The 12,748-nt window shown below is 68.4% G+C and carries 11 protein-coding genes; 6 read left to right on the top strand and 5 right to left on the bottom strand.

The genetic code is table 11. The annotated features are described in order from the left end of the window. Window positions 1-367: 367 nt before the first annotated feature. Window positions 368-1,606 carry a glycosyltransferase gene (locus EF387_RS27940; protein WP_128379376.1) on the bottom strand — a complete coding sequence of 413 codons (1,239 nt, stop codon included), beginning with the start codon at window positions 1,604-1,606 and terminating at the stop codon, window positions 368-370. Window positions 1,607-1,891: 285 nt separating this feature from the next. Between EF387_RS27940 and EF387_RS27945 the strand changes: the two genes are divergently transcribed. Further along, window positions 1,892-2,704 carry a class I SAM-dependent methyltransferase gene (locus tag EF387_RS27945; protein ID WP_162467221.1) on the top strand — a complete coding sequence of 271 codons (813 nt, stop codon included), beginning with the start codon at window positions 1,892-1,894 and terminating at the stop codon, window positions 2,702-2,704. 48 nt (window positions 2,705-2,752) lie between these two features. Here the strand turns inward: EF387_RS27945 and EF387_RS27950 are convergent, their stop codons facing one another. After that, window positions 2,753-3,967: a carboxylate--amine ligase gene (locus EF387_RS27950; RefSeq protein WP_238431744.1), complete on the bottom strand. Its 1,215-nt coding sequence runs from the start codon at window positions 3,965-3,967 to the stop codon at window positions 2,753-2,755. Window positions 3,968-4,097: 130 nt separating this feature from the next. On the opposite strand from EF387_RS27950, the gene EF387_RS27955 reads away from it, so the two are divergent. The 5 genes from EF387_RS27955 (at window position 4,098) to EF387_RS27975 (ending at window position 9,516) form a co-directional block, all read left to right on the top strand. Beyond that, the gene (locus EF387_RS27955; RefSeq protein WP_162467222.1) at window positions 4,098-5,159 is read left to right on the top strand and encodes a phosphotransferase family protein; all 1,062 of its coding nucleotides are present in this window, start codon (window positions 4,098-4,100) and stop codon (window positions 5,157-5,159) included. Next, window positions 5,138-6,967 (top strand): glycosyltransferase, encoded by a 1,830-nt coding sequence (locus tag EF387_RS27960; RefSeq protein ID WP_128379380.1) that lies wholly within the window; start codon window positions 5,138-5,140, stop codon window positions 6,965-6,967. The genes EF387_RS27955 and EF387_RS27960 overlap by 22 nt, the downstream gene beginning before the upstream one ends. Beyond that, complete coding sequence (locus tag EF387_RS27965) at window positions 6,964-7,332, top strand: hypothetical protein (protein WP_128379381.1); 369 nt, start codon at window positions 6,964-6,966, stop codon at window positions 7,330-7,332. Before EF387_RS27960 ends, EF387_RS27965 begins: the two co-directional genes overlap by 4 nt. Window positions 7,333-7,414: 82 nt before the next feature. Next, window positions 7,415-8,686: an NAD(P)-binding domain-containing protein gene (locus EF387_RS27970; protein WP_128379382.1), complete on the top strand. Its 1,272-nt coding sequence runs from the start codon at window positions 7,415-7,417 to the stop codon at window positions 8,684-8,686. 20 nt (window positions 8,687-8,706) lie between these two features. Further along, window positions 8,707-9,516 carry a glycoside hydrolase family 16 protein gene (locus EF387_RS27975; protein ID WP_162467223.1) on the top strand — a complete coding sequence of 270 codons (810 nt, stop codon included), beginning with the start codon at window positions 8,707-8,709 and terminating at the stop codon, window positions 9,514-9,516. A 13-nt stretch (window positions 9,517-9,529) separates the two neighbouring features. Here EF387_RS27975 and EF387_RS27980 read toward each other — a convergent pair whose 3' ends face one another. Genes EF387_RS27980 through EF387_RS27990 form a run of 3 tightly spaced genes read right to left on the bottom strand, consistent with a single transcriptional unit; the run spans window position 9,530 to window position 12,734 of the window. Next, window positions 9,530-10,357: a polysaccharide deacetylase family protein gene (locus EF387_RS27980; protein ID WP_162467224.1), complete on the bottom strand. Its 828-nt coding sequence runs from the start codon at window positions 10,355-10,357 to the stop codon at window positions 9,530-9,532. Then, window positions 10,354-11,391, bottom strand: coding sequence for a glycosyltransferase family 2 protein (locus EF387_RS27985; protein WP_128379385.1), 1,038 nt, complete (start codon window positions 11,389-11,391; stop codon window positions 10,354-10,356). The genes EF387_RS27980 and EF387_RS27985 overlap by 4 nt, the downstream gene beginning before the upstream one ends. Beyond that, window positions 11,388-12,734, bottom strand: a complete 1,347-nt coding sequence (locus EF387_RS27990) for a lipopolysaccharide biosynthesis protein (protein WP_128379386.1) — start codon at window positions 12,732-12,734, stop codon at window positions 11,388-11,390. Before EF387_RS27990 ends, EF387_RS27985 begins: the two co-directional genes overlap by 4 nt. Window positions 12,735-12,748: the final 14 nt, after the last annotated feature.

The raw sequence follows: 12,748 nt of genomic DNA on the forward strand, positions 1-12,748 counted from the left end.
CAGGGTCCATCCCGTGGCATGCCAGATCTTGGGGTCCAAGAGTCCAAGGGTCTCCAGGTGCGATGGCAGGCCGTCCACAGCTGCCCCGACGCGCCTGAGGTCCGCGGCGCCCGAGCACGAGCGCTCGGGAGTTCCGACGGGGTCGAGAGGTGGGCCGCAGAACGACGCCGCCTTGGCCGACGAAGTGGGGAGGCGCAGCTCGCCGCTCGCCGCTCGCCGCTCGCGCGGCCGCGTACAGGAATCCGTGGGTGAGCGGAGCGATCCGCCGGTTTCCGCTGTCCTCCGGTGGCAGTACAGGCGGGTGAGTCGAAGCGGCGCAGGCACGGCCAGCCGAAGTGGCCGTTCCTGCCGAGCTTTGTCGGCAGACTCACGGGGCTCCCTTCCGCGCGGCGGCCGCTGCCGGGCCGGAAGCGAGGGTGAGGTCGGTAGGTGACGCGACAGACGGCGCAGCTGCCCGGCCGTCGATCTCCGAGAACAGACGCAGGTAGGCCGCAACCGTTTCATCCCAAGAGCGGACGTCCTGGTGATGCCTGCCGGCCAGCCCCGGCAGCCTGCGCAGGGCGTCTGTCAGCGCCGCGACGTCTCCCGGCGGCAACAGCAGCGCGCCGGTGTAGCCCGTCGCGGCCTCCACCAGCCCGCCCACGGCGGGCACCGCTACGGGCAGCCCATGGCTCATCGCAATGTGCAGCGGGCCTGAGGAGGAGCATCGACGGTACGGGAGAACGAGGGCGTCGGCTGCCGCGAAATAGGCGGCAACCTCGCTGTCCGTGACGTATCGGTCGACGAATGTGATCCGGTCCCGGTATCGGGAGGCGGCCACCGCTTCGGCGGGCAGGGCGTAGCCCTCCCATGGTTCCCCGACGATGGTGAGCCGGTAACCCTCAATCTCCTCTGGGCTCAGCGCGTCGAAAGCCCGAACGAGATCTTCCACCCCCTTGTAGGGGCGCAGCACTCCGAAGTACAGCAGGTTGCACACCCCCGGTGAGGCTGCGATGGGCCCGGAAGACGCCTGCGAAGTTTGCTGCAGATGGTCGTAAGGGCCGTGCGGGACCTTCACCAGGGGACGGCCGCCGATCGGGTACGCATTGCGCAACCGGTCCGCGTCGTACTGCGAATGGACCACGAACCCGGAGGCCCGGGACAACAGGAGCCCCATGAACCGGCGCACGTAGACTCGAGCGAACCGCAGGCGTGCCTCACCCGGGTCGAGCACCTCGTGGAACTCCACAATGACCCGCGCCCCCAACCGCCGCGCGATCAGTGCGAGCAGCACGTAGGAGTGCAGCACCGTCCCGGTCCACCACTGCAGGACCACGAAGCGCGGTCTCTGCCTACGCAGGAAGCGGGCGGCCCGCAGCATGCTGGGAAGCCAGTACCAGTCCACGCCATCGAACACGGGCACGTCCGGTCGGTACCTCACGCGCGTGACCGGCTTGCCGACCCGCCGCCGCCCCGGATACAGCCGAGTGGGCAGCAGTTGCCGCATCAGAACAGCGGATGTACGCAGGCCCGGAGAGCCGGCGAGGGCATCCGCGAGCCGGTTGGTGTATTGCGTCAGCCCGCTGGCGAATCGGGCGCCAGCGCCGACGACGGTCACGTTGGCCATCGCCATCACCTATCTGTACATTTACAGCGTATACATACAGATTAGGTACGATTTGCCCCAGGTCAAGTGGAGTACTCGCAGGCGAAAGGAACGGCCCCCGGCCGGGAATCGGCCACCACTCGTTGCAGGCTGCCGCCAGATGCCGCCCCCACGCACGACCCCGATACTGGAGGAAGCTCTTTTCGGGCGAACGCAGAGCGCCCCGGTCGGACCGTCGCCCAGCATTACTGCGCAGCAAAGGTGTTCGTCTGACGCCCGGACTGACACCGGATGGAGCGGGCAATCATGGGGAGCGTATTTCGGAACGAACAAGTCGACCGCGTCCGTCGCCTGGCTGGAGCCCTGGTCACCGACCCGCTGGAGGGAGTGCGTCTCGTCCCTGAGGGGATCGCCAGCTACTTCGAGCACCCGGTCGAATACGACGTCGACAGCGCCTGGGAACCCAGACTGCATCAGTGGCTCGGCGCGCCCTGGCCCTGCCCTGAGCGCGACCGCAGCCGGGAGCTATGGGAGACCGTGATCGCGGAACTCGAGGAACGCGGACTCGCGTTCGGGCGCCACACATACGGTCAGTACAGTGACGCCGACGCTGCTCTGGCACGAGCCGTGTGGTGCACGGTGCTCCACCTCCGTCCGGCCGTTGTGGTCGAGACGGGCGTCGCGCGCGGTGTCACCAGCCGTTTTGTACTGGAGGCGCTGACACGCAACGGCGAGGGACACCTCTGGAGCGTGGACCTTCCGCATCCCTTTGAGCGTGCCCTCAGAAACCAGACAGGGGTCGCGGTACCCGAGACCCACCGGTCGAGATGGTCGTACATCGAGGGATCCAGTAGACGGCGCCTGCCCAGACTGCTGCGCCAACTCGACCAGGTGGACGTCTTCGTGCACGACAGCCTGCACACCGCCAGGAACACGCGGTTCGAAATGGAACGCATCGGACGAGTGCTGGGCCCCCGCGGCGTGATGCTCGTCGACGACATCAGCACCCATCAGGGCTTCGCCGACTGGACGCGGAAGACCCCCCGAGCCCGCACGTTGATCTGCCCGACCGACGACGGCGAAGGTCTGTTCGGGATCGCCTGCAAGAACCCGTCATGACGGAAAGCCATCGAGACGCGACAGGAAGCGGCCCGGAGGACGGGTCGGTCAGTGACCGAAGCGGCCTCGCGCGAGAGACACCAGACGGCGCGTCACGAGTCCCGTGAACCGGATTCCCTCGATCACGGCCGGCAGCGGATCGTCCCGGCAGAGCCAGGCCCGTTCCGTGGCTCGTTCGTACAGCAGACCGGGCGGCAGCCGACGCTCCGTGCGCAGCCACGCCACCACCGACGGAAAGTCCAGCTGACCGGCCGCAAAGACCCGCCCCTCGGCCTGAGGGCCAACCGGTACCTCACGGCCGGTCAGGTCCAGATGCATCGCGCGCACGACGTCGACGCCGTGGACCGTCTCGAAGAGACGGAATTGGGCTCCCGTCCGTGGGTTGAAGTCCACCAGCTTGTACAGCCCGTCCCGGCGGTCGTAACGCCAGTCGAGGTCCGCCACTCCGCTGTAGCCGGTTCGGCGGCACAGTCGCTCGGCCAGCCGTGCCAGTTCCGGGTTGCGCAGCGCCACGGCCCGGGCGGTCATCCCTGCGTACGGTGGCCAGGAGCGCAGCTTCAGCCCGGTGAACAGGACCCGCGGTACGCCTCCTGGACCACAGTAGAGGTGAGTGATCCAGTCCTCCGCCTGCTGCTGGGGGATGTACTCCTGCACAAGGACGGGTGGCAACGCACCGTCCGGGAAACGGGCCAGCAACTCCCGCTCGTCCCGAACCCTCGTGGTGCATCGCACGGCCGGCGACCGCAGTCGGCTGAAAGGCTCCAGATTCTTGAGCACCAGCGGATAGCCGATCTCGCGGCCGGCATCGACCAGGTGATCGCGGTCAGCCGGCTCCCGCGAACGAGGCGAGGGCACCCCGGCGTCGGCGCAGATCCGGTGGAGGCTCGCCTTGCCCGCGAGCAGACGCGGCAGACCGGTCGGCACCGGCGGGAGCAGAAAACATTCCGTCAACCGGTCCGCGTGCTCGGCCAGCAGGACTGCCGCCTCATCGTCTGTGGGCACCGCAATACAGGGCGCACCGATGGCCCGACCGATCGACAGCAGATTGCCGGTGAGCCATTCCGGGTCCTCCCTGCCGGTCGTCGGCCAGACGAACCTGCGGGTCACATGGCGTGAGAGGGCGAGAGGGGTGAACGAGTCCTCGACGATCGCGTGGACGGACACGCCCAGCCGACCGAGCGTGCGCGCCACGCCCAGACTGCCGTGATGCTGTGGATAGTTGCCGATCCTGGCGAGGAGCACGGGTACCTCGTGATCGAGCACGAAGATCGCCAACCCCTTCCCTCCGAAAAGAGACAAATACTCTTAAAGTCGTAGAATCTCTTCAGATGTACTGATTATCAGGGTTGCGCACGGGCCTTGCCCGCCGGAGGGCCCACCCATGGAGGTGATCATGAAACTTGCGGCGCAACTGCACCCGCTCCTAGGGCTGCTGCCGCTACGCCTGCCCCGTGCGCTGGGCGGACTGGACGATCACCTCCGGGCCCGCTGGCTGGTGCGCGGCACCGGCCCCTGCGACATCGCCGTGGTACGGCGCCCCACCCAACTTTTGAGCAGTCTCCTGGTGTTCGAGCTGCGGCGGGACACGGGGAGCGTCGTGGTCAAGCATTCACGGAACGAGCGGGGGGCGACCACCGTCTGCCGGGAGTGGGAGATCCTCCGACGGCTCGCCGACGACGACCGGCTCGAGCCGTGGCGCCCGCTGCTGCCCAGAGCGATCGGACCGTATCCGGACAGCACCTCTGGGACGCTCGTCCAGAATCGGCTCCCCGGCGTCGACGCCGAACTGCTCCTCCAGCGGAACCGACAGGATCCGCACCGCATCGCAGCCCCCGCCCTCCGCATGTTGGCGGAGCTGCGGGATGCCGTCGGCCACCGTAGGCCGGTCGCCGGCCGCGTCACCCCCTGGATCGAGCCGCACCTGGCGATCCTGTCCACGGAGCTCCGCCGCTACGGCGCGGGGCGTGAAGCGACGGCACTCGAGGCGCTCCGCCACCGCCTGGACGCGGCACTCGCCGGTGCTGTACTCACTGAGGGCTGGACCCACGGTGATTACCATCCTGGCAATGTGCTGCTGGACGGGGAGCCACTTCGGGTCACGGGCGTCTTCGACTGGGGAAACGCGCACCCGGACGGTCCCTGCGAGATCGATGCCTACAACTTTGTCCTTGCTCTCCGCGCCACGCTCACTGGCCGCTCGCCGGGTCACCAGGTGGCCGACATTCTGCGTGCCGGCCACCTGTCGGAAGCAGATCGCGCGCTTCTGGCCCTCGCCGCGGTGAATCCGGATGAAGGCGTCGTCGACCCAGTGGCCCTGCCCTTGCTGACCTGGTTGTGGCTCGTGGCGGACAATCTCCGTAAATCATGGCGCTTCATGTACAGCCGCTGGTGGGTGGCGGATACCGTCACACCCGTCCTCAGGGAGTCCCTCCGATGGGCCGGCGCTCGGAGCTGACGGGCGGCACCCCGCCGCCCGCCGTGCAGACCCAGGCCAGTGCCCGCACGCCCCAGGCCTCGTTGCCCCACTCCCGGCGTGATACCGCGCGCCGATGGGCGGTCCGGGCGATGCTGCCGACCGCCCTGGCCCTGTGGCTGGTGTCGCTGCGTGACGTGGATCTCCGTCGTATGCGCGACCTCGGCTTGCTTCAGGTCCTCCCGGTCTCCTTCTGGATCGCACTCGCCCTGCTCACCCTGAGCTTCTGCATGGCTCTGTACGACCGACGAACCAAGAATGTCTGGCTCGCCGCCCATGTGCTCGGACTGATCGCCGTCCTCCATGCCACACCCACACTGCTGTATGCCACGCTGCGGTACGCCTGGGCCTGGAAACACGTGGCCGTGGTCGACGCGGTCCTCCGCCACGACGGCGTCCCCGAGACCACAGGCAGGTTTGCCGTCTACGACGCCTGGCCCGGGTTCTTCGAACTCAACGCGTTGTTCCTGCGAGCCACCGGCATGGATTCGGTCCTCGGCTATGCGGCGTGGGCCCCGCCGGTCAGCAACGCCCTGCTGGTGCTCCCGCTGCTGCTGCTGTACCGGTCCGTAGTGCGCGACCGACGACTGGTCTGGGGCGCGGTCTGGATCTATTTCTCCTGTGCCTGGATCGGCCAGGACTACTTCGCACCCCAGACCTTCGCCTTCCTGCTGTTCGTGACTGTCATCGCACTCGTGCTGAGGCAGTTGCCGTCGTCGGTGTTCCCCCCGTCGGCGCGCCCGCGCTGGGGAGCCTGGCGGCGAGGCCCACTGCTCGCTGTGCTGATCATGGAGATCGCGATCGCGTGCTCGCACCCCCTCACCCCGCTGATGCTGATCAGCGCATTGCTGGCGCTCTCGATCCCGCGCCGCAACCGGAGGGTGACGCTGCCGGTTCTGGCCGGGGCGGTGGCGGCGACCGCGGCGTGGGACGCCACCGTGGCGCGGCCGTATCTCGAAATCCACCTGAACAGCCTCATGGAGTCGCTGCTGAATCCCAGTTCCAATGTCGCGTCCGGGGGGCTGGCGGCCCTGGGCACCGCCGCCCCCGGCCAAGTCCTGCTGGCTTGGATCGACCGAGGCCTGACGGCGGGGGTCGTCCTGCTGGCCGTGATGGCCCTCTGGCGCCGCCCCTCGACACGCCGCACCGGCATGCCGCTGCTCCTGATCGCTCCGCTGGCCGTCCTCGTGGCGAACAACTACGGCGGAGAGATGATCTTCCGCGTTTACCTCTTCGCACTGCCGGCAGCCGCGTTCCTGATCTCCGCCCTGCTGTTCGAGCGTGACACCCGGCGACTCCGAGCTCCGCTCGTCGTCTACCCGCTGCTGCTGTGCATGCTGGGCGGACTGGCCTTCGGCTACTACGGCAAGGAGTCGGTGAACAGTTTCACTCGGGAGGAGGTGGCGGCCGCGCGCTACGTGACCGACCACGCGCCGAGGGGCGCTCGGATCCTCACCCTCACCACGGACGTCGCCGGTATCGACATGTCGTACGACCGCCATAGCCGGGTCTCGTTGGCTTATCAGCACATCAGGGACAGGAAGCATCTGGTGGGAGACCCGCTGGCAACGGTGGAAGCCTTCGTCGCCGAGGCCACGGCGAAACGGCCCGCTTACATCGTCCTCACCCGTGCCCAGCACGCGCTGACCTACCTCACCGGAGTGCTGCCCGCCGACACCCAGAGCCGAGTGGAGAAGGTGCTGTCCGAATCACCGGAGTTCACCGTCGTCTACCACAACCGGGACGCGGTGGTCTTCCGGTACGCACCCCCTGAGGCAGGCGGACGATGAGGTCACTGCGCTGGGGACTCGCCGCGTCCGGATGGGTCGCGCTCGCGGCCACCGCCCTGCAGGCTGGCCATCCATTGCGGGTCGCCTGCATGACCGTCTTCCTGGTCCTGTGTCCGGGACTCGCGGCCGTGAGCGGTCTGAGACTCACGGCGCTGAGCACGGGAGGGTGGGCGGCCCTGCGACCAGACCCGTACGCGCTCCTCAAGACCGTCGTCCTCACGGTGGTGCTCAGCCTGGCCCTGTCCATGCTCGTGGCTGAGGCACTCTTCCTCGGCGGCGCCTTCACCACGGAGCGGGCCGTGCTGGTGCTCGCCGCCGTCACCTCCGTCTTGGCCTTGCTCCCGCGAAAGGCCGGAAGGGGGTGAATTCGCTCGTGTGGCTGGTTGCGTCCTGCGGGTGCACTCTGGTGAGAGAAGCGGCCTCTGTGATCGGAGAGGGGACGGAGACATGCCCGTGAATGCCGGTATCACCGCCCGTCAACAAACAACGAGCAGTGCCTCCGGAGACCGGGCACCGATCGCGGTCATCGGTGCCGGTCCGTACGGGCTCGCCACAGCTGCCTGGCTGAGCGCCGCAGGGGTACCTCGGCGAGTGTTCGGCGACCCCATGGAGGGCTGGCACACCCATATGCCGCAGGGCATGCTCCTCAAGTCGGTTCCCGCCGCCTCGTCGATCTCGGCGCCAGAACCCGGATATAGTCTCGCGGACTTCCGTGCCGCCCAAGGGCTGGGTCCGGTGGGCGACACGTATCCGATACCCGTCGAGGAACTCATCGCCTATGGGCGGTGGTTCCAGGAGCGCCGGGTGCCCGAGCTGGAGCGGCAGAAGGTGCGCAGCGTCGAGTCGGTGGACGGTCTGTTCGGCGTCACCCTCACCTCCGGTGAGCAATTCCTCGCCGGCAGCGTCGTCGTGGCCACCGGGCAGGTTCCGTTCACCCACGAACCAGCGCAGCTGCGCGGCTCCCTTCCCGACGGCATGGTCTCCCACACCAGTCAGCACCGTGACCTGGCCCCGTTCGTAGGACGGCGGGTGGCCGTTCTCGGTGCCGGGCAGTCGGCCTTGGAGAGCGCCGCGCTGCTGCATGAGGCGGGTGCCCAACCCATCGTGATCGCCCGTGCCGCGTCCCTCAGGTTCGGAGCTCCGCCGGACGCCGACCGGCCGGCCGACCGCCCCCTCCCGGTCCGGATCGTCAAACCGGGCTCACTGCTCGGCCCTGGGTGGTCACTCTTGGCTTGCAGCCGCGGCGGTCCGGCCTACCGGCATCTGCCTCGGCGGGTGCGGACCCAGCTGCTCCACACCGTGTTGGGGCCGGCCGGTGCCTGGTGGCTGCGGGACCGTGTCGACGGCCGCTTCCCCGTGCTGTGCGGTCGTACCGTGCGCTCCGCGCGGCCGGAAGACGGGTCGGTCCGTCTGGAGTTGGCGCGATCCGACGGCCGATCCGAGGTGCTGTCGGCCGACCACCTGCTGCTGGCCACGGGCTACCGGGTGGATGTCCACCGGCTTGAGCTGTTGTCGCCCGAACTCCGCCGGGAGATACGCACTTCCGGCGGTGCACCGCGCCTCTCGGCCGGATTCGAGTCATCCGTGCCCGGCCTTTATTTCACCGGGCTTGCCGCGGCTCCCACCTTCGGTCCCGTCATGCGGTTCGTGGCGGGCACGGCATTCGCCGCACGCAGAGTCGCCGCGTCCGTCGCGGCTGGGTCGCAGGACGGGCCTTGATGCCATGGAGCACCAGGCTCATGGCCGCGCTGGCACTGTTCACGCTCTTGGTGGTTGCCTGCGGCGCTGACGGCACCGCGCACATACCAGTACCTCCGGCCTTGGCGTCCCGTCCTGGGAACTGGCGGCTCGTCTTCCACGACGAGTTCAGCGGCTCGCGGCTCAACCGTGACGATTGGACCACCTGCTACGACTGGAACCGAGGCGGCTGCACCAACTCCAGCAGCAACGAGCTTGAGTGGTATCTGCCCGGTCAGGTATCGGTGGAGGGGGGGCACCTGAGCCTGACAGCCGAGCGGCGAACCACCCCGGGCACTGACGGGCAGGTCCATCCATGGACGTCCGGCATGATTTCCACCGGCCGTGACCACTGGTACGCCCGTCCCCGGCGGACTTTCACATACGGCTATGTGGAGGCCGCGATCCGCATCCCCCCGCAGAGAGGTATGGCCCCGCAGTTCTGGCTGATGCCGGCGAGCCGCTACACGCCACCCGAGCTCGACATCATGGAATCCCTCACCAGCACGCGTGAGGTTTCGATGTACGTCCACTGGCGGAACCGTCAGGGCGAAGAGCGTCAGCAGAAGGGGAGTTACACGTCAAGCGGGTTCGCCGACCGCTATCACGTCTTCGCAGTGCTCTGGCAAGCCGACGAACTCATCTGGTACGTGGACGGAATCGAGCGGTTCCGGGTGACCGACCGGGAGCGGATTCCGCGTGTTCCCATGGAGATCCTCATCAACCTGGCCGTCGGCATCAAACAGCCCCCGCCCTCCTCGGTCGATACGGCGCAGATGCGCGTGGACTGGGTCCGTGTCTGGCAGCGCTGACCCGCGGGCGTTCTCAGGGCCGTCCGCCGTCTTCAGGCGGGATGATCCGGTACGGCCGTCCCGCTCCTGCCCTCAGCCGACGGTAGGACCGCCACCCCCTGGTCCGCCATGCTTCACCGAACGGCGTGACGGGAGCTCCCCGTCCTTGCGTCCAGAGCCCGAAGTGTTCACGGTCGGTGTCGGCCTGCACCATGAACCGGGCGATTCGCATCGGATCGTCCTGCTGTGAACTGAAAGCCGAGCGAATGGCGGCGGCCGAGGTCCAGCCCGCCTCCCGCACCACTTGGCGCACCTGGCGGCTCGAATAGCCGAACGGGTAGGCGAACGAGGTGACGGAATGGCCCAGGGCGTCCTCAAGCCGCTGCTTGCAGCCTTCCACCTCCTCCTTCACCGACTTCCAGGGCAATGTGTCGAGTTGGGGATGGGTCGTGCTGTGTCCGCCGATCTCCACTCCGGACCGGTCCAGTTCCACGACCTGAGCCCAACTCAGCGTGGCGATGGACGGGAACGGCCCGACTGCCGACCGCGTACGGCCGGTGCCCAGGGCGTCCGTGGTGACGAACAGGGTGGCCGGCAGCCGCCGCGCGGCGAGCAGCGGCGCCACCGTCGACCAGAAGTCCGCGTATCCGTCGTCGAAGGTCAGTACTGCGGACCGGGGTGGCAGGGCGGGCCCGCCGAGCATGGCCTCGACCAGCTGTCTCAGGGGAACCACGCGCAGTCCGCTGCCGGCGATCATGTCCAGGTGATCGACGAAAGTACGTGGGCTCACCGTGACCGCCGCAAGCCATGGCGGCGGGTCGTCCGACACAGCGTGGTAGAGGAACACGGGGACGGAACTCATGATCGGATCTCCCCCAACCATTCCTCAGCGGCCTGCTCACGGCGGAAGAAAGTGCGCGCTCCGAGCGGCCGGACACGCCCGGCGAGGTAGCCGATGCCGGCGGCGCTCACCCCGGCGGACAGTGCCGCGGCGCTTCGCAGCGCGCCGGGTTGCCCGGGTCGGCGCAGACTCCGGGCGAGTGCTTGGGGTACGGCCGACAGCAGATAGGCCCGCTCGCTGGCCAGTGCGGGCCCGCTGCCCCTGTACCAGGCCACCACCGCCTTGCACAGCCCCTCCACATAGCAGCGGGATCGAAAGTAGGACCAGCTGGTCCGGGACTCCGGGACCCGGTGCCGCACTTGCGCCCCGGGCTCGTACAGGAGGACGACACCCGGGCGACCGGCCGCAAGGCGCAGGCACAGCTCCGTGTCGTCGCACTTCCCGAATGTGCCGCGGATGCCCACCCGGCTCAGAGCGTCCAGGAAACCGCCCACCGCCAGCAGCTCCGTCCTGCGGAACGACATGTTGGCGCCGATGAAGTTGCGCACCGGGGCAGTCCGCTCAGGCAGTCCCGAGTAGGAGCAGCCAACCACCCAGTCGAATTCCGGTGGGAACCAGAGCGGTCGCCTGGTGGACCACTGCGGTAGGACCCGTCCGCCCACGCCTATCACCTGTGGATCGTCGTAGGGAGCGAGGAGACGGCATGTCCAGTCTGGTTCGGCGGCTGCGTCGTCGTCCAGGAAGGCCACCACGTCACCGTGTGCGAGCGCCACGCCTGTGTTGCGGGCCCCGGACAGGCCACAGCTCCCGGTGCTGGGCACCACCCTGACCTCGGGCATCGCGGCCGAGGCGCGTTCGTAGAGGGCCTGGCAGTGGTCCACGACCAGAATGATCTCGTCGGCAGGATGGTTCTGAGCCAGCAGCGAACCGATCGCGGCCTGCAGATATTCCCACCGGTCGAGGGTGTAGGCGCAGACGACGACCGACACAGTGGGCGTTCGGGATGCGGTGGACACGGTGGATGCGGCGGACAGAACGGAGCCCGTTGTCTTCATGATGACCTCTCGATGGCCGGAACCAGCCAGCGTGAGGGCCACGCCAGCAGGGGGAGGGCGATCACACACTCAGCGACGAGCCAGGCGACACCGGCTCCTGTGACGCCCAGCCTCGGCAGCAGCAGATGAGTGAGCACCAACACCAGAACGCAAAGCGTCAGTTGCAGCCCGACCGCCCAGCGGAGCCGTCGGCGGGCCCGCGCAACGTCGATGGCAACGCTTACCAGCAGATTCGGCAGCGCTGACAGGGCCAGCAACCGCAGCAGGGTGCTGCCTTCCTCCGAGTACGCAGCGCCGAACAAAGCCAGGATCTGAGGCGCCGCGGCGACCAGGACGACGGAGAGGCCGAGCATCAGCAGACCCGAGTGGCGCAGTACCCGCAGACCTTGTTCGACGAGCCGCTCCGGCCTGCGCACCGACTCCACCACCAGGGACGTCCCCATGTTCCGGGCAAGGAGATACGGCACATAGCCGATGCTCCACGCCAGCGAGAAGTAGGCGCTCTGCTCCGCGCCCAGGTGGTTCAGCACCATCAGCGGGACCAGGGTGTACGCAGCCAGCCGGAACAGCGAGCCGAACCAGTCGACCGCCGCGTACCCCAGCATGCGGGGCGGCGCTGCCGTCGCCGGGGCTTTCCTCTCGTGCTGCGGGACGGCCCGGTAGAGCAGCACGGCATTGGCCACGACGAGGGAGACCACGAGAGCTCCGACCCAGGAGAGCAGTATTCCGGTGAAAAGCGCCAACGCGGCTCCCATGGCGAGCAGGAGTATCTTCGCGCAGGCGAAGATCATGTTCTCGGTCACCACCCACCCGGGGCGGCCGACCGCGGTGAGCGCACCGTCCTGGATGACGAAGACCGCGTATCCGGCCGTGGCCGCCACGAAGCAGCCGCCGGTCACCGGAACCAGCAGGAAGTCCAACCCGGGCGCGGCCACCGGCACCAGCGCCAGGAAGACCAGGGCCGCCAGCAAACTGAACGACGCGCTAACCGTGTAGCAGATCAGCACCAGTCTGCGGGTGCGGCGCCCGGCGGACGGGACGAACCGGACCAGGAAGTCGGACAGGTTGAGCTGCCCGATGCCGGCCAGCAGCAGGGTCGCGGAGATCGCGGAGTAGCTCAGGCCCACCACCTCGGCGTCGTACCAGCGCGTCGCGCACAGCCAGAAGACCGACCCCAGGCCCGCGTTGATGATGGAGCTGACGGCGAGCAGGTGCCCCGTGCGCAGCAAGGGCTCCCGGGGCAGCGCCGCAGCCATCCCGGCCCGCAACGCGCCGGTGAAGGAGCGGCCCCCCGCACGGGCCGTGGTCCCCTTGGCCGAGCCGGTCGCCGGTGTGGTGTTCATGTCTGTCCCTCGGG

The organism is Streptomyces cavernae (genome assembly GCF_004023625.1).
GTDB lineage: Bacteria > Actinomycetota > Actinomycetes > Streptomycetales > Streptomycetaceae > Streptomyces > Streptomyces cavernae.

Excerpts from the sequence above, each read along its gene's own strand:
- EF387_RS27940 (WP_128379376.1), bottom strand. The coding sequence starts at position 1,606 with ATGGCCAACGTGACCGTCGTCGGCGCTGGCGCCCGATTCGCCAGCGGG.
- EF387_RS27945 (WP_162467221.1), top strand. The coding sequence starts at position 1,892 with ATGGGGAGCGTATTTCGGAACGAACAAGTCGACCGCGTCCGTCGCCTG.
- EF387_RS27955 (WP_162467222.1), top strand. The coding sequence starts at position 4,098 with ATGAAACTTGCGGCGCAACTGCACCCGCTCCTAGGGCTGCTGCCGCTA.
- EF387_RS27960 (WP_128379380.1), top strand. The coding sequence starts at position 5,138 with ATGGGCCGGCGCTCGGAGCTGACGGGCGGCACCCCGCCGCCCGCCGTG.
- EF387_RS27965 (WP_128379381.1), top strand. The coding sequence starts at position 6,964 with ATGAGGTCACTGCGCTGGGGACTCGCCGCGTCCGGATGGGTCGCGCTC.
- EF387_RS27970 (WP_128379382.1), top strand. The coding sequence starts at position 7,415 with ATGCCCGTGAATGCCGGTATCACCGCCCGTCAACAAACAACGAGCAGT.
- EF387_RS27975 (WP_162467223.1), top strand. The coding sequence starts at position 8,707 with ATGGCCGCGCTGGCACTGTTCACGCTCTTGGTGGTTGCCTGCGGCGCT.
- EF387_RS27980 (WP_162467224.1), bottom strand. The coding sequence starts at position 10,357 with ATGAGTTCCGTCCCCGTGTTCCTCTACCACGCTGTGTCGGACGACCCG.
- EF387_RS27985 (WP_128379385.1), bottom strand. The coding sequence starts at position 11,391 with ATGAAGACAACGGGCTCCGTTCTGTCCGCCGCATCCACCGTGTCCACC.
- EF387_RS27990 (WP_128379386.1), bottom strand. The coding sequence starts at position 12,734 with ATGAACACCACACCGGCGACCGGCTCGGCCAAGGGGACCACGGCCCGT.